Origin of the sequence: Rhizobium grahamii CCGE 502, assembly GCF_000298315.2 — a bacterium.
GTDB lineage: Bacteria > Pseudomonadota > Alphaproteobacteria > Rhizobiales > Rhizobiaceae > Rhizobium > Rhizobium grahamii.
In genome coordinates this window covers 19655-34888 of sequence record NZ_AEYE02000005.1, presented here as the reverse complement: position 1 = coordinate 34888, position 15234 = coordinate 19655, and the positions used below count along the sequence as shown (strand labels likewise).

Sequence of the window (15234 nt, the reverse complement as noted above, 5' to 3'; positions counted from 1 at the left end):
AATGAGGAGCGAGTTCAACCGGAAGGCCGCTGCGTCCACCAAGTCCGCCGGGCTTTCGCCCTGATGATTACAACAGCCTTCCGGGATACCGAGGTAAGCCTTGCCACCTAGAGCAAGCGCGGCAAAAGGCCAGCACAAAACGTGCATCGGGCGCTGAAGGTTGAGGGTTTGCGGGCGGCGGCGTGTCCCAAAAGCAACAACCGCCGCCGACGCCTTAGCCCGAGATCAGACATCGTAGCGTCGGCCGGCGGTGTGCGGGTCGCGCCGTTATCCGGCGTCGTGACCAGGTCCCCTCTGGACCGCTGCAAACAAAGAAGCAGAAAACGTGCCAGATGGCAAACATCCGCGAAAGCCGATGTGCACCGGAGAGAAAGTGGTGCGCATTGGTGAAGTTTTAGGCGCGCGAGCCCAGAATTTGCTCACCTACTTTATGAGTCCGATCCGCAATGCCTTGGCCACGGCCTGCGTACGGTTCACCGTATCGAGCTTCTTGGTCGCACGGTTGAGATAGTGGTTCACCGTGTGCTCGGACAGAGTGAGGATTTCCGCAATCTCGACACTGGTCTTGCCGGCGGCAGTCCAGTTCAGGCAGTCAATCTCTCTATCAGTCAGAGTTTCCGTGACCCTGTTGTCGTGGCTGCGAATTTCCGCCAACCGATCGAAGACGTGGATGGAAATATAGTGGAGTTCGCGCATTTCCTCCGCGGTGAATGCCTCACGGTCGCCCGAAAACGATACAGCACCCCGGCTGCCGGAGGGCTCATGCGCAGGGAAATAGGCACAACGCATCATGCGGAAACGTTCAAAGAGGGCCTTGACGATCCCTGCCTTGCCATCGGGCCTTTCCAGCTTTGCCTGCGACACGTCGTTGAAGAAGGGCGTGGTCGAGGTCCGTAGCCGCTTCATGACCGGACTATTGGCCACCAGCCCCTCATGGTCGTAAGCCGCCAGCAGTTCCACTGGCCAACTTGAGATGACTGTACTGTTTTGCAGATTGACGGCTGTCACGGAGGGAATGTTGAAGACCATGAAGGCCCGCGCTCGATAGGCTTCCGTCACTTTCTTCATGAAGCGGAAAATATCGAACTGCGTTTTCAGTCCGGCGATCTCGCTAACGTGGACGTCCACGGAAGATCCTGGCTGCGATGGATTCATTTATTTATTCAACTCGAATAGATGGAATGTCTGATGGATGTCGTCTCGTCGTCGTCGCTAAGTTTGCATCGCCGATTAACGATTAACCCAGCACATACACCCCAAGACGGGGGATTGACGAGCGTAAATTGTGATGATTCGTCAGAAAATCACAATATTTTAAGCTTCAACCTTGTATTGGGCGACCTTGAGCAAGGTTTAGCGGCGTGGACCAAGTCCAATGCGCATGGCTTCTCTGATCTGTTCCGCCGTCTTCCGGATCGGGGCCGCCCATTCCGAAAGCCTTTCCATCGTAAGCCGATATGCCGGCCCGGTTACCGAGACACCACCGACAAGCGACAGGTTTTCGGACCAGATAGGGGCGGCGACACAACGAATGCCGACTTCGTGCTCCTCACGGTCGAAGGCATGACCTTGCTTGCGTATTTCCTCGATCTCGGCAAGGAGGGTGTCCGCTGTATGCGTATTTGCGGTGAACTGGTGGAAGGCAAGGTCGGCCACCAGTGCCGCAACCCGCTCTCTCGGCAATATGGACAGGGCTGCCTTGCCGACACCTGTACAGTAAACCGGTGAGGTGTTGCCAATCTGCGAGTACATTCTGACAGGCTGCTGGCCTTCGAACTTGTCGAGGTAGATGATCGAGCTGCCGCGAAGCACACCAAGATGAACCGTTTCGCCCGTCAGATCCTGGAGGTCCTTGAGGTGAGGTTCGGCGATGAGGCGAAACTCGTTGCGCGCCCAGCTGCGAGAGGCGAGATCCAAAAGCCGCAAGCCGGATGAGTAGCGGCCGTCGGCATCGATCTCAAGAAGGCCTTCTTCGACGAGATGGCTTAGCTGACGATGAAGCGTGCCGCGCGGCTGATCAGAAAGCGCCAAGATGTCCGTGAAGCGCATGGGACCGTCGGCATGGGTCACCACGTCGAGAAGGACCATCAGCTTGCCAAGGGTGCCGGTGTCGCGCCGCCCGAGCTCATTCTCTTTTGCCGCACTCATCGTTGCCCCAAATACCTTGACAGAGACGCCACGCTAGTCTGATAATTCCACATAGTCAAATTAAGTTCCAAATAATAGAACAGAATGGCGTCAGGAGGACGTAGTGACGGCTATGGTTGCGCAGTTTCCTGAATTCAGGGATCGAAGCGTGCTGATCACCGGAGGCGGGTCCGGCATCGGGGCAGCGATTGTCGAGGGGTTCGCCCGGCAGGGCGCCAAGGTTTCGTTCATTGACGTCGCCGAGGCGGAAAGCCATGACCTTGTCGAACGGCTGTCGCGCGATACCCTTCACCCGGTTCGCTTCCACAAGGCGGATTTGCGTGACGTTGCAGAGATCCGCAGGACGGTCGATGAGGTCGTCGCTCACTCTGGCCCAATCAGCGTTCTCGTCAACAATGCCGCGCGCGACGACCGGCACGATTTCGAGGCCGTGACCGAGGAATACTGGGACGACAACCAGGCGACCAACCTGCGCCATGTCTTCTTCACGACCCAGGCTGTTGCGCCCTCGATGCGCGAAGCAGGCGGCGGTGCCGTCATCAACATGTCGTCGATTGCTTTTCTGCTCAACATGCCGGAATTTCCCGCCTATTCGACGGCGAAGGCCGGCGTGATCGGGCTGACAAAGAGCTTGGCCGGCAAGCTCGGACCTGACAACATCCGCGTCAATTGCATTCTGCCGGGCATGATCGTGACGGATCGCCAGATGAAACTCTGGCTCACCGAGGAAGGCATTGCGCGGACGGTGCATCGCCAGTGCATCAAGAAAGTTCTGCACGCCGACGCGATCGTCGGACCGTGCCTGTTTCTGGCGTCGAGTTGCGCGGCAGCGATCAGCGCCCAATCTCTTATTGTCGATGGAGGCATTTTCTGATGGCGAATCCCGCTTATGTCGCGGTGGACTGGGGAACGAGCAGTTTCCGGCTCTGGCTGATCGGCAAGGATGACAGCATCCTTGGCGAAAGCCGCAGCAATGAGGGCATGACGACTGCTGCAAAAACCGGCTTTGCCGAGGTTCTTGCCTCACACCTGGCCAAGGTGAATGCGCCTGAAAATCTTCCGGTCATCATCTGCGGCATGGCAGGCGCAAAGCAGGGATGGATCGAGGCGGGGTATATCGACGTCCCGGCATCACTGTCCTCAATTTTGGCGGGCGCAGTCGCTGTGCCCGGCCAGCGCCGCGACGTCCGTATTCTTCCAGGACTTGCCCAGCGAGATCAGGCAAGGCCCGACGTCATGCGCGGCGAGGAGACGCAGCTTCTCGGCGCGCTGGGTCCGGGAAGCACCGGATCACAGGCCGTGTGCATGCCCGGCACCCATTCAAAGTGGGTTCATGTCGCCGATGGTCGCGTCACCGCATTCTCCAGCTTCATGACCGGCGAGCTTTTCGATGCGATCTCCAAGCACACGATCCTATCCCATGCCGTCGCAGGAGCCGATCAATCGCCGGCAGACGAGGCGGCATTCGAAAGCGCGATCAAGGCTGCCTATGAGCAGCCGGCAATGGCGACCAACCTCTTCTTTACAGCGCGCTCGGGTCAGTTGCTGCATGGTCTGACCGCGGCAGCCGCGCAGGCCAAGATCTCGGGCACATTGATTGGTCTCGAAATCGCCGGCGCCATGACAAATGCCGGATCCGGCGTCAGCATCACACTGGTCGCCGCAGGCCGGCTGCAAGGTCTTTATGAAGCGGCCTTCAAGGCACTATCTCTGTCCCACAACACCATTGACGCCGATACGGCAGTCCGTGGCGGCCTTGCTGCCGCCGCCAAAGCCATCTGGCCGAATTAAGAAAGCACCAAAGCAATGAACCGCATCCCCTTCCCCACGATGAAGCGTCCGCTGATCGCCATTCTGCGCGGCATCAAACCCGAAGAAACCGAAAGCGTGGTCGGCGCGCTGATCGAAAACGGGCTGACCGCGATCGAAATCCCGCTGAACTCGCCGGAACCCTTCAAGTCGATCGAGATCGCGGCGAAGATGGCGCCGGCCGATTGCCTGATCGGCGCCGGCACCGTGCTGACAACCGAGGCCGTCGACAGCCTTCATTCTGCTGGTGGCAAGCTGCTCGTCACGCCGAACGTCGAGCCCGAAGTGATCATCCTCGCCCGGAATTATGGGATGGTCACCATGCCGGGTGTCTTCACGCCGACGGAAGCGCTGGCGGCAGCCCGCGCCGGCGCGACGGGCTTGAAATTTTTCCCCGCCAGCGTGCTCGGCCCCGCCGGCATCACGGCGATCCGTGCAATCCTACCGCCGGAGCTGGTAATCGCTGCCGTCGGCGGCGTTTCGGACAAGAATTTCGCCGAGTACACCAAGGCTGGCATTCATGCCTTCGGCCTCGGCACCAGCCTCTACAAGCCGGGAATGACCGCGACGGAGGTTGCCGAGCGTGCGAAGGCGACCATTTACGCCTATGACACAGCGGTAGGAGCTTAAGGCGTATGACGGAGATTCATGAATTCGCGGGAAAGACACTTTGCAACACCAGCTCCGTGCTGGGCGAAGGTCCGACCTACGATCCCGACACCAACACGGTGTGGTGGTTCAATATTCTCGGCAAGGAATTGCACGAGCTGAACCTTTCGACGGAAGAGAAGAAAGTGCATACGCTGCCGATGATGGCGAGCGTGCTTGCCCGCATCGACGCCGGGCGCCAGTTGCTCGCCACCGAACAGGGTCTTTTCATCCGCGATACCAGCAGCGGCAATCTGACATTCTATGCGGCGCTCGAAAGCGACAATCCGGAAAACCGTTCCAACGACGGCCGTACGCATCCTTCAGGAGCGCTGTGGATCGGCACGATGAGCAAGCGGGCGGAAACGCGCGCTGGCGCTATCTATCATGTCGCCGGCGGCCGCGTGACGAAGATTTTCGACGGTGTCAGCATTCCGAACTCGATCTGCTTCTCGCCGGATGGGACCACGGGGTATTTCACCGATACTCGTATGAGCCGACTGATGCGGGTGATGGTCGATCCGCAGACCGGCATGCCGGCGGGCGAGCCTATCGTCCTAGTGGACACGATGGATGAGCCGGGCGGCATCGACGGCTCGGTCGTCGATGCCGACGGATACATCTGGAATGCCCGGTGGGGTGCTGGCACGGTCGACCGCTACAGTCCGGATGGCCTTCGTATATCCCGTTACAAGGTTCCGGCGGCGCAACCCTCCTGCCCTGCATTCATCGGAGCAAACGGCGATCGCCTTGCAGTGACCACGGCATGGGAAGGATTGGATGACGATGCACGCTCCATGCAACCCCAAGCTGGGTCCCTGCTCGAGCTTGACGTCACCGTGAAGGGCGTGTTCGATCCCGTTTATGTAATCTGACAAGAGGCTGCTCATGACGCTAGGGCGCCCATTGGGCGCCTTTTGCATTTCTTCGGCGCTGGTTTAAGGGCCGCGGCTCCCGCAGCGCTTGCCTTAAAAGTTCCATGGGACTTAGCAATCTTTGCGCGATTTTTTTCGGGAACCAATAGAAATCCTATTCATTTCAATAGGGAACCGGTCGAGTGGACGCCACTGAACCAGATGGCGGGCATCGGCCAGAGATCACTATTTGAGCTGTAAAGGTAGGTTCGAAATGACACGCAAACTTCTGACGACTGTTGCCGCTGGTGCCTTGTTTGCCACGGCATTCGCACCGACGGCATTCTCGCAGAGCTCGACCCAGCCGGCTGACCCCAGTGCTCCTGCCACGCAGGCAGCACCGAGCGATCCGGCCGCTCCGCCGAAGGTCCCGGACGCCACGGCTCCTGCTCCGGCAGGCAGCACGGCTCAGGCTCCGGCACCGGCCGCCACGACCGACACTGCGCAAGCGGGCGGCGGGTACCTGACCGAGCAGGCTGCGGACCAGATCAGTGCCAACACCTATATCGGCCAGTCGGTCTATAACGGTCAAAACGAGAGCATCGGTAACGTCAACGACCTTATCATGAAGAAGGACGGCGGTCTGGTTGCCGCAATTGTTGGCGTCGGCGGCTTCCTCGGCATCGGCGAGAAGAATGTCGCCGTTCCGATGGAAAAGATCACCGTTGCTCAAAACACGCAGGACGGCAGCGTCAAGCTGACAACGTCGGAAACCGCGGAAACGCTGAAGGCGGCTCCGGAATTCAAGACGCTGCAGATGCAGTCCGCGGAGAAGGCTCCGGCCCCTGGTGCGACGACAGACACCACGGCCACGGGCTCGACAACGAACAAGTAAGAATACTGCGCAGTGAGTACAGCGTAACCGATGGCGTCCGACGGGGCGCCATCGGCGTTTCAGGCGCTGACGCGATCGGACGTGTCGTAATAGTTTTCGTGTAGGAAGCGGAGCGTCGCGATACTGTCGGCCGGCTTGCCGAAGTGATAGCCCTGGCCCATGCCACACCCAAGCGAACGCAACTTGACGGCTTCCGAATAGTCCTCGATCCCCTCGGCGACCACTTCAAGGTCGAGACCTTCGCACATGGCAAGGATCGCCTTGATGATATGTTCGGAGGCACGATCAGAATTGATGCGCGACACGAAGGCGCGATCGATCTTGATCTTGTCGAACATGAAGTCGCGCAGGCGACCAAGGCTCGACTGGCCTGTTCCGAAATCATCCAACGAGATGCGGACGCCTGCCTGGCGCAGGTCGGCGATGATGCGGTTTGCCGTATCGGCCGAGCCCATCACGGCGGTCTCGGTGATCTCCAGTTCCAGACGGTGAGGGTCGAAACCAACCCGGCCGAGGATCGACAGGACGCTGCTGCTCGTACCCGGATCCATCAGCTGCGCAGAGGAAAGGTTGAAGGAGAGGAAGAGTTCGCGTGGCCAGGAAAGGGCGGCTTCCGCGGCCTTGCGCAGCAATGCCTCTGATAGTGCGTCGATGAAACCGCGTTCTTCCGCGAGCGGAACGAAGACGCCCGGCGATACGAAGCCCAGATCAGGATCGTTCCAGCGCGCCAAGGCTTCGAAGCCGACGACCTGACTGTTGGAGAGCGCAACGATTGGCTGAAAATGCACATCGATCGCATCGGAGATGATGGCGTTGCGCAGCGCCTGCTCCAATTGCGTAGCGCGCTTCATTTCCTGGACGATCTCGCGGGAATAGACAGTGATCTGCCCACGGCCGCGGCGCTTTGAGCGATACAGCGCCGTTTCGGCGCTCTTCAGCAACTCCTCGAACTCCTCGCCGGCAAAGGGGTAGATCGCAAAGCCGAAGGATGCCGAAAGCCGGACATTGCGGTCGCCGAGATCATAAGGTGCCGACAGGACCTCGCGGATCATCTGGCCGAATTTCTCGGCGCTGGCCCGCTCGAACACCAGCGGCAGCACAAAGGCAAATTCGTCGCCGTCGTGGCGCGTGACCAGCGCTCCGTCGGGAATGCAGGCTTTCAGCCGATGGGCGACCTGGCAGAGAATTTCGTCGCCCGCCGATGCGCCGAAGAGATCGTTGATCGGTTTGAAGGAATCGAGATTGGCGATACCAATCGTGAAGGGGGCAGGATCGCTTGCGCGTTCCGCCGAGATCTGAGCCACCCGGTCGCGCATGCGATAGCGGTTACCGAGCCCGGTCAGCGGATCGGTATAGGCCATGGTCTGAAGCTCATTCTGACTTACGGGCACCAGAGGCATTTCAGCCGACATCATCATTCAGACCCAGACTGCACACGGTGGCAGGATGGCGGGCAAGTCTTAAGAATTCGATAGTGGAACGGCCGCATTGAAACCGTGTTCCGTCCCCAGATTTAGGGAGTTGACGAGGTTTGTCGTCACATGGCGGCCTGCCGCACATCTTCGGCAAGATACTTCTGAAAGATCCCCTGAAGAATGTCGGGGCTCACCGGCTTCATGATCACGTCGTCCATCCCGGCCTTTGCACATTCGGCGCGGTCGCGTTCGAAAGCCTGGGTAAGAACCCCGATGATCGGCGTCCTCGAACTGCCGCCTTCCTCTGTCTGGCGGATCAGCCGCGCCGCCTCGAAACCGTTGAAGCCCGGCAGCGAGATGTCCATCAGGATGATTTTCGGCCGGTGCTCGGTCCACAGGCGAACGGCCTCGTCGCCGCTCGGGGCAATCAGGTAGCGGTAGCCGAGACCCTCGAGGATCTGCGAAAAGACGATCTGATTGATGTCGTTATCTTCGGCAACGAGCACGTCAAGCGCGTTCACTTCCTCGACCGTGGTGAACTCCCAATCGGTGTCGATGCTTTCACCGAGCTGGCCGCGATTGCTGCGATTGAAATGCCGGGCGATCTGGAAGGTGAGCTCGTTGGCGAGCTGGAAGCCATCCATGACAAGCACCGGAATGCCGTACTGTTCGGCGAGCTCCAGGCAACGCATCCCGAGCTGGTTGTCAATCACCAGCAGGTCGAGCGAGATGCCGGACGAGCTGGCAATTTCCAGGAAGTGCTCCTGCTCGTCCTCGCCGCGCACCGAGCAAGCCTCGAAACCGTATTTCGCAAGGGTGCGCAGGGCCGCCGCTTCAGCCACGACGTCCGACGTCACCACCAGGATCTTGCGGCCGGAGAAATTCTCCGGGACAATCGCCTCCATTGCCGCCGGTTCACGCCGCTCGCCGCTGCCGCTCATCGGAACATAGGCGCGTCGATAGGAATTCTTGCTCGATGTCATGACGCTTGATGCAAACCTGAATTCATCGAGGTCGGCGCCGTCGCGCGGCAGGTCCTGCATCGTCGAGACAAGGAAATAGCGCCCCGGCTTGCCGATGCGGTGCTTGCGCGTAACGATGTCGCGTTCCACGCCGTCGCGAGAGACCTGACGCTGGCGGGAAACCGACATTTCGCCGGTGTCCAGAACATGGCGGTCGCTTTCCTCGAAACGCTGGGCGACCTCCTCGGAGAACAGGTCGGCGCTCTTGCGGCCGAGCACCTCGTCGACCGTCGTCTGATACTTTTCGCAGAAGGCGATGTTGACCGCGACGTAGTTCAGATTGCGGTCCTTAACGAAGAGCGGAAACGGCAGGTTGTCGAGAATATCCTCGGTAAGCTGCACGCGCTCCAGATCGGAGCGCCACTGTTCCTCACGCTTCTTGTCCTCCGAGATGTCCTGGATGACGCAGACACCGTAACCGCTTGCAAGGCGCCGCTTGCCGAACCGAATCCAGCGATCGGTGCCGTGGCGCTCGACCGCCTCGAACCGCTCGCGCCAATGCGAGGCAATCTTCTGGGACAACCAGTCCTCACGGCTCAGCGATCCCTGCTTGCCGCTCGACTGCGTACGGATACCGGTGTCGTAGATCGCACCCAGGAAGTCTCGCAACCGCGTTCCCGGCTTCAGCACGGTCGCCGACACCGGAAAAAAATCGAGCACCTGACGGCTCGCGAAGATCATTTGGTCGGTCTTGTCGTAGACGATGAAAGCGGCGCCAAGGCTCTCGCAAACTGCGTCAAACAGAGCCGTCTGCAGGCTGATATCAGCCGGCATTTCGCTACTCACGGATGATGCGTCCGCCTTTTCGGAGCCGGCACTCATTCTTACGCGTCCCACATCTGTCCGATTAAAACCCACTCCTCGGAAGCAAGTTGCAAAATGGCAGCTTTGTCTTAAGGCGCGCTTAACGTTAAGCAGCCCGAATTGGGGCGTGCAGAACAGCATCCGGCCAGTGCTTTCACCCTTCCCTCGGCCCCGCGAATCCAAGAGAATAGGCGCATGGCCATCAGACAGCTTTCAGAAACACTCATCAACCAAATCGCCGCTGGTGAAGTCATCGAGCGGCCGGCGAGCGCTGCCAAGGAGTTGATCGAGAACGCCCTCGACGCAGGTGCCACTCGCATCGAGGTGGCAACATCGGGCGGCGGCAAGAGCCTGTTGCGGGTTTCGGACAATGGCTCCGGCATGGATGTTGCGGACCTTGAGCTTGCCGTGCGGCGGCATTGCACCTCCAAGATCTCCGATACGCTTGATGACATCCGCACTCTCGGCTTTCGCGGCGAGGCGCTGCCATCGATCGGCTCGGTCGCGCGGCTCAGCATTTCCAGCCGGCGGCGGGACAGCACGGGCGGCAGCGAGATCGCCGTCGAAGGTGGTAGGATCGCGTATCTTCGACCGTCGCCCGGCAATCCGGGCACGATCGTCGAGGTCCGCGACCTCTTCTTTGCGACGCCGGCCCGCCTGAAATTCCTGAAGACTGAAAAGGCCGAGGCTGCGGCGATCACTGAGGTCGTCAAGCGTATGGCAATCGCCTTTCCTGGCGTGCGTTTCGTGCTTTCCGGAACCGACCGCACGACTCTGGAATTACCGGCAACAGGTGATGACCATCTGGCGCGCATGGCGCAGATTCTGGGCAAAGACTTCCGCGACAACGCCATCGAAATCGACGCCGAGCGCGAAGGCATATCGCTCACCGGCTTTACCGGTGTGCCGACCTTCAACCGCGGCAACTCGGCGCATCAATACGCGTTCGTCAACGGCCGCCCGGTGCAAGACAAGCTCATCCTGTCGGCAATCCGCGGCGCCTATGCCGAGACGATCCCCACCGGCAGATATCCTGTTGCTGTGTTGTCGATCAAGCTCGATCCAGCACTTGTCGATGTCAACGTGCATCCGGCAAAATCAGACGTGCGCTTTCGCGACCCGCAACTTGTGCGCGGCCTGATCGTCGGCGCCGTGCGCGAAGCACTGGCGCGCGACGGTAGCCGTGCAGCGACGACAGGTGCGGACGGGATGCTGCGCTCCTTCCGGCCCGGCTTCCAGCCGGGCGCCCAGCGGCCGCAAGAGCCCTGGTCAGCGGCGACATCGCCCTCGCGCCCCTTCTATCAGCCCGCGACCAGCGCCTTCGGCGAACGTCCGCAGGCTTCCTTCGACGGCCTCGTGACGCCGACGGCACGCAGCGACACTGCGCCGACCGCAAGAACGCCGGTCGCGCCGGAGGAACCACCGCAACGCTATCCGCTGGGTGCCGCCCGGGCGCAGATCCATGAAAACTACATCGTGGCGCAGACGGATGACGGCCTCGTCATCGTCGATCAGCACGCAGCGCATGAACGGCTGGTGTTCGAGGCGATGCGCAAGGCACTGCACTCAAAGCGGCTTGCCTCGCAGGTTCTTCTCATCCCCGAAATCGTCGATCTGCCCGAAGAGGATTGCGACCGGCTGATGCAGTTCGCGACGGAGTTCGGCGAACTCGGATTGGCGATCGAACGCTTCGGCCCCGGTGCCATCGCGGTGCGTGAAACGCCCGCTATGCTCGGTGAAGTGGACGCAACGGGGCTGATCAGGCAGCTGGCGGACGAAATCGCAGAATGGGATACCGCGTCCGGCCTGTCGGCGAAGCTCGAATATGTGGCCGCGACGATGGCCTGCCATGGATCCGTGCGTTCGGGACGGCGACTGCGCCAGGAGGAAATGAACGCACTGCTGCGCCAAATGGAAGTCACTCCCGGCTCCGGCCAGTGCAATCACGGACGCCCGACCTATATCGAGCTCAAGCTGTCGGATATCGAGCGATTGTTCGGCCGCAGTTGAAAAAGCTGGAAATGGCCGCGGCGGCGCGTTATGGCAGGGCCTGTGACAGCCTGTAAGGAAACGGAGCGCATGAACTTGTTCGAAGGAAATGGAAACCGCGAAGCGCAGATACGCTATCTCGATGCGGATTTTCAGATCCTGTCGCCGGGATCCTATGTTGTCTGTGCGATTACCGGCAAGCAGATCCCGCTCGATGAGCTGCGCTACTGGAGTGTTGCGCGCCAGGAGCCGTACGCCGATGCCGTGGCTTCGCTGGAGGCAGACAAGCGTGCCGGCGTTTTGCCCAACCAGAAGCGCTGAACACAGCCGCAATACACGGCCGCAGTTGCGCTCGCCCTTCTAGACTTTGCGGCCTTCCTTTAGGCGCCGGTCTCTACAGGTGTTGATCGCGCGGTCGATGATGAGCCTCGGTGCCAGCGCATCCTCAAAGGCCATTTCCACCTCGATCACGCGGCATTTGGCGGCAAGCTCCTCCGCTTTGCCATGATGTCCGGCAAGACGGACGAAATCCTTGGACGTCGTGACGATCTGGAGACCGTCGCGTTCTGCCGTCGAGAGGATGTCATCGATCTCGTCATCAGTCAGATGCTCATGATCACCAAACGAGCGGCGAACCGCGATATGCGCGCCGACAGATTCGACCGTGCGGAAGAATTTCGACGGGTCGGCAATCCCCGCAAAGGCCAGTACGTTCCGGCCGGACAGTTCGGTGCTATCGCACACTTTCAGCGAAGCGGTGAAATAGGGCTTGGCTGCGCGTGCGGCGATCCGGACAATGTTGTCGGCTGCCTCGCCAGCGCCGACCTTCAAAAGCGCCGTGGCATAGCGCAGTTGCTGACGGATGGGAGCGCGCACGGGACCGCCCGGAACGGTATGACCGTTGCCTAGGCCGCGCGTGGCATCGATGACCAACAGCGCGTAGTCAATCGCCAGCCGTGCGCTCTGGAAGCCATCATCCATGATGATCAGGTCGACACCTTCCTTGACGAGGCGCTGGGCACCCTCGACGCGGCGCCGAGAAATCACCGTCAAGGCTTCGCGGGCGAGAAGCAGAGGCTCGTCACCGACGGCAAGCGCACGGTGATGGGCCGGATCGACAACCGTCGTGACATCAAGCGAGCCGCCATAGCCACGGCTGAGGAAGCCGGGCTTCAGGCCCTTTGCCTTTGCCGCACGGGCGATCGTCAGTGCCGTCGGCGTCTTGCCGGCACCCCCGACGGTGAAATTACCGACGCAGATAACCGGCACCGGGACCGAGGCGCGCTTCGCATTGGCCATGCGATAGCCAGCGATACGCCCATATAGAAAGGAAATCGGATAGAGCGTCCAGGCACGCCAATCGGCTTTCGACCACCAAAACGGCGGCGCTTCGGATACCATTCTTCCCGTCCTGCCCTTCGGACGCCGAGCATCATGCTGGCGGATCTTGTCCTTAACCGGGCGAAAAGAGAGGGCAATTTTCAAGAAAAAGCAAGCCCTTGGTCAATCAGGCAAGCTGAAGGTCGGGCAGCAGCCGCTCCAGCTCGGTAATATCGTTCAGGCAGTAGTCGGATGCGGCCGCCAGCGATTCTCGCGATCCGGTACCGGTCAGCACGGCCACGGTGATGCCGGCCTTGGCGTTGCGGCCCATGTGCAGGTCGTGGTTGTTGTCGCCGACAACGGCAACTTCGGAGGGATCGAGACCGGTCGCCGCGCAGAAACCAAGCACCATTCCCGGCTCCGGCTTGGTGCCGAAGCCGCTGTCGTATCCGGCCACATAGTCGATGAAGGGCGCAAAGCCAAAGCGCTGGGCGGTTTGTCTGATCGAGCGCTCGTTGTCGCTCGAGGCAACGCCGAGCCGAAAGCCACGGGAATGCAGGCGACTGAAGAAGGCGGCGAGATCGGTAACCGCAAGGGAAAACTCGGCGGCATGAGAAAAGAGCTCATCCAGCTTGATCGTCAGCTCGATCACGTCGAGCTTCGAGCCGGCCGCGATCAATCCTTCCGAGATCTGGCGCGTGTTGCCGGCCGCGAGCAGGCTGTCGGGAACAATGTGGCCCGTAGCTGGATCCATACCACAGGCCAGAAGCAGCCGGTCCGCCAGTTCGAGATCGCCTTCTGCGGCGATCCGTGCCAGCTCGCGATTCACCGGCAGCCAGCTCTCGTCGTAGTCGAGCAGCGTACCATCCTTGTCGAAGAGGATTCCCTTGATCGCCTTCATGTCCGCTCCCGCGCTCAGCGTTGTACAGCTGCCTTTGGCAGCAGCCTCGCCTTCACCGTCAGCGGATTGATGTAGGGCTCCAGGCCTTTGACCGTTGCCGTCAGTGCACCGCGCATTTCTTGCACGGCGCCGACCCCGGCCTCGATCATCTTGCGACGCGCCTCGTCGTTGGTGAGCAAATAGTGGACGCCCTTGGCGAGCATCTCGGTATCGCGCACCATGCGTGCGCTGCCACGGCGCGCCAGCTTCTGATAGGCTTCACGGAAATTCTGCACGTTGCTGCCGGACAGGACGGCGCAGCCCAGCATCGCCGGCTCCAGCGGATTTTGGCCACCCTCGGCAAACAACGAGCGACCGACGAAGGCAACCTCGGTCAGGCGCAGGTACAGACCCATTTCGCCGATGGTATCTCCGAGGAACACATCGACGTCAGGAGAAAGCGCATCGCCCCGCGTCCGCCGGGCCACCTTGAGGCCCAGATTGACGAGCTCGGCTTCGACCTCGTCAGCCCGTTCCGGATGGCGCGGGACGATGATCGTCAGTTGCCCGTTTCGCTCTCTGAGAACACGGTGAACGACGCCCGCCGCCTTTTCCTCCCCGTCAAAGGTGGAGATTGCCGCCCAGGTCTTGCGGTCGCCGAGCTGCTTCCTGTAGCCGGCGAACACGGCAGCATCATAAGGCGGAGCGTCGGTATCCACCTTGAGGTTCCCCGACATCATGACGTGGCGCGCACCCAGATCCCGGAAGCGCTCGGCATCGACATCCGACTGGGCAATGACCAGCGCCAGATTCTCAAACAAAGCCTCGGCAAGCGCCGGACGCCGGCTCCATCGTGCGAAGGAGCGGTCGGACATGCGGGCGTTGACGAGGATCTGCGGAATGCGGCGGCGTCCGAGTTCCATCATCGTCGCCGGCCAGATTTCGGATTCGGCGATCAGCGCGCAATCCGGCTGCCAATATTCGAGGAAGCGGCTGACGGCCGGCTTCAGGTCGAGCGGCACATATTGGTGGATCGCCTCTTCACCAAGACGCTCCGCGGCAAGCTTGGCGGAGGTCATCGTCCCAGTGGTCAGAATGACGTGAATGTCGCGACGGCGAATTTCGCGGATCAGCGGGATGACGGCATTGGTTTCGCCAACGCTCGCAGCATGAAACCAGACTAGCGGTCCAGCCGGACGGTCGGCACTGGCATAGCCAGTGCGTTCCAAACGGCGCGCACGATCTTCCTTGCCCTTCGCCGCCCGATAGGCAAGGTATCCGCCAACGAACGGCGTCAGTAACGTTCCCGTTGCCTGATAGGCGCCCAGCGCAAATCGCGCCATGCGACCGCTCATCTGCCAATTCTCCGATCACAAATGATCGACATAAACCCATTCCCAATTATTGTTGCGGCCGCAATGGCCGATCAGTTTGTCCAGAATGCGTCAGG

Annotated in this window: 14 protein-coding genes; 7 read left to right on the top strand and 7 right to left on the bottom strand. The window is 60.6% G+C overall.

From position 1 onward, the window contains the following. Positions 1 to 423: 423 nt before the first annotated feature. Both RGCCGE502_RS04230 and RGCCGE502_RS04225 read right to left on the bottom strand, forming a co-directional pair. Entirely contained in the window at positions 424 to 1155 is a 732-nt protein-coding gene (locus tag RGCCGE502_RS04230; protein ID WP_016552927.1) for a helix-turn-helix transcriptional regulator, read from the bottom strand. Positions 1156 to 1353: 198 nt separating this feature from the next. Further along, positions 1354 to 2148, bottom strand: a complete 795-nt coding sequence (locus RGCCGE502_RS04225) for an IclR family transcriptional regulator (protein ID WP_016552926.1) — start codon at positions 2146 to 2148, stop codon at positions 1354 to 1356. A 112-nt stretch (positions 2149 to 2260) separates the two neighbouring features. Between RGCCGE502_RS04225 and RGCCGE502_RS04220 the strand changes: the two genes are divergently transcribed. From RGCCGE502_RS04220 to RGCCGE502_RS04200, 5 genes are all read left to right on the top strand, one after another. Next, positions 2261 to 3022 (top strand): SDR family NAD(P)-dependent oxidoreductase, encoded by a 762-nt coding sequence (locus RGCCGE502_RS04220; protein WP_016552925.1) that lies wholly within the window; start codon positions 2261 to 2263, stop codon positions 3020 to 3022. Further along, complete coding sequence (locus RGCCGE502_RS04215) at positions 3022 to 3939, top strand: 2-dehydro-3-deoxygalactonokinase (protein ID WP_016552924.1); 918 nt, start codon at positions 3022 to 3024, stop codon at positions 3937 to 3939. The genes RGCCGE502_RS04220 and RGCCGE502_RS04215 overlap by 1 nt, the downstream gene beginning before the upstream one ends. Before the next feature lie 15 nt (positions 3940 to 3954). Continuing rightward, positions 3955 to 4587 carry a 2-dehydro-3-deoxy-6-phosphogalactonate aldolase gene (locus RGCCGE502_RS04210; protein ID WP_016552923.1) on the top strand — a complete coding sequence of 211 codons (633 nt, stop codon included), beginning with the start codon at positions 3955 to 3957 and terminating at the stop codon, positions 4585 to 4587. 5 nt (positions 4588 to 4592) lie between these two features. Then, complete coding sequence (locus RGCCGE502_RS04205; RefSeq protein WP_016552922.1) at positions 4593 to 5480, top strand: SMP-30/gluconolactonase/LRE family protein; 888 nt, start codon at positions 4593 to 4595, stop codon at positions 5478 to 5480. Between the two features lie 253 nt (positions 5481 to 5733). Then, positions 5734 to 6354: a PRC-barrel domain-containing protein gene (locus RGCCGE502_RS04200; RefSeq protein ID WP_016552921.1), complete on the top strand. Its 621-nt coding sequence runs from the start codon at positions 5734 to 5736 to the stop codon at positions 6352 to 6354. A gap of 59 nt (positions 6355 to 6413) precedes the next feature. Here RGCCGE502_RS04200 and RGCCGE502_RS04195 read toward each other — a convergent pair whose 3' ends face one another. Both RGCCGE502_RS04195 and RGCCGE502_RS04190 read right to left on the bottom strand, forming a co-directional pair. Beyond that, a complete protein-coding gene (locus tag RGCCGE502_RS04195; RefSeq protein ID WP_016552920.1) occupies positions 6414 to 7772 on the bottom strand; it encodes a putative bifunctional diguanylate cyclase/phosphodiesterase in 1359 nt (452 codons plus the stop codon). A gap of 119 nt (positions 7773 to 7891) precedes the next feature. Next, the gene (locus RGCCGE502_RS04190) at positions 7892 to 9613 is read right to left on the bottom strand and encodes a response regulator (RefSeq protein WP_016552919.1); all 1722 of its coding nucleotides are present in this window, start codon (positions 9611 to 9613) and stop codon (positions 7892 to 7894) included. Positions 9614 to 9790: 177 nt separating this feature from the next. Here RGCCGE502_RS04190 and mutL point away from each other — a divergent pair, with 177 nt between their 5' ends. Next, positions 9791 to 11605 carry a DNA mismatch repair endonuclease MutL gene (mutL, locus tag RGCCGE502_RS04185; protein WP_016552918.1) on the top strand — a complete coding sequence of 605 codons (1815 nt, stop codon included), beginning with the start codon at positions 9791 to 9793 and terminating at the stop codon, positions 11603 to 11605. Positions 11606 to 11674: 69 nt separating this feature from the next. Continuing rightward, positions 11675 to 11905 carry a DUF2093 domain-containing protein gene (locus tag RGCCGE502_RS04180; protein ID WP_007530431.1) on the top strand — a complete coding sequence of 77 codons (231 nt, stop codon included), beginning with the start codon at positions 11675 to 11677 and terminating at the stop codon, positions 11903 to 11905. Positions 11906 to 11944: 39 nt separating this feature from the next. On the opposite strand, the gene lpxK is transcribed toward RGCCGE502_RS04180, so the two are convergent. The 3 genes from lpxK to waaA form a co-directional block, all read right to left on the bottom strand. Next, positions 11945 to 12985: a tetraacyldisaccharide 4'-kinase gene (gene lpxK / locus RGCCGE502_RS04175; RefSeq protein ID WP_016552917.1), complete on the bottom strand. Its 1041-nt coding sequence runs from the start codon at positions 12983 to 12985 to the stop codon at positions 11945 to 11947. 106 nt (positions 12986 to 13091) lie between these two features. Next, positions 13092 to 13805, bottom strand: a complete 714-nt coding sequence (locus RGCCGE502_RS04170) for an HAD family hydrolase (RefSeq protein ID WP_016552916.1) — start codon at positions 13803 to 13805, stop codon at positions 13092 to 13094. A gap of 14 nt (positions 13806 to 13819) precedes the next feature. Then, complete coding sequence (gene waaA, locus RGCCGE502_RS04165; RefSeq protein ID WP_016552915.1) at positions 13820 to 15139, bottom strand: lipid IV(A) 3-deoxy-D-manno-octulosonic acid transferase; 1320 nt, start codon at positions 15137 to 15139, stop codon at positions 13820 to 13822. Between the last annotated feature and the right edge of the window lie 95 nt (positions 15140 to 15234).

Excerpts from the sequence above, each read along its gene's own strand:
- RGCCGE502_RS04230 (WP_016552927.1), bottom strand. The coding sequence starts at position 1,155 with ATGAATCCATCGCAGCCAGGATCTTCCGTGGACGTCCACGTTAGCGAG.
- RGCCGE502_RS04225 (WP_016552926.1), bottom strand. The coding sequence starts at position 2,148 with ATGAGTGCGGCAAAAGAGAATGAGCTCGGGCGGCGCGACACCGGCACC.
- RGCCGE502_RS04220 (WP_016552925.1), top strand. The coding sequence starts at position 2,261 with ATGGTTGCGCAGTTTCCTGAATTCAGGGATCGAAGCGTGCTGATCACC.
- RGCCGE502_RS04215 (WP_016552924.1), top strand. The coding sequence starts at position 3,022 with ATGGCGAATCCCGCTTATGTCGCGGTGGACTGGGGAACGAGCAGTTTC.
- RGCCGE502_RS04210 (WP_016552923.1), top strand. The coding sequence starts at position 3,955 with ATGAACCGCATCCCCTTCCCCACGATGAAGCGTCCGCTGATCGCCATT.
- RGCCGE502_RS04205 (WP_016552922.1), top strand. The coding sequence starts at position 4,593 with ATGACGGAGATTCATGAATTCGCGGGAAAGACACTTTGCAACACCAGC.
- RGCCGE502_RS04200 (WP_016552921.1), top strand. The coding sequence starts at position 5,734 with ATGACACGCAAACTTCTGACGACTGTTGCCGCTGGTGCCTTGTTTGCC.
- RGCCGE502_RS04195 (WP_016552920.1), bottom strand. The coding sequence starts at position 7,772 with ATGATGATGTCGGCTGAAATGCCTCTGGTGCCCGTAAGTCAGAATGAG.
- RGCCGE502_RS04190 (WP_016552919.1), bottom strand. The coding sequence starts at position 9,613 with ATGAGTGCCGGCTCCGAAAAGGCGGACGCATCATCCGTGAGTAGCGAA.
- mutL (WP_016552918.1), top strand. The coding sequence starts at position 9,791 with ATGGCCATCAGACAGCTTTCAGAAACACTCATCAACCAAATCGCCGCT.
- RGCCGE502_RS04180 (WP_007530431.1), top strand. The coding sequence starts at position 11,675 with ATGAACTTGTTCGAAGGAAATGGAAACCGCGAAGCGCAGATACGCTAT.
- lpxK (WP_016552917.1), bottom strand. The coding sequence starts at position 12,985 with ATGGTATCCGAAGCGCCGCCGTTTTGGTGGTCGAAAGCCGATTGGCGT.
- RGCCGE502_RS04170 (WP_016552916.1), bottom strand. The coding sequence starts at position 13,805 with ATGAAGGCGATCAAGGGAATCCTCTTCGACAAGGATGGTACGCTGCTC.
- waaA (WP_016552915.1), bottom strand. The coding sequence starts at position 15,139 with ATGAGCGGTCGCATGGCGCGATTTGCGCTGGGCGCCTATCAGGCAACG.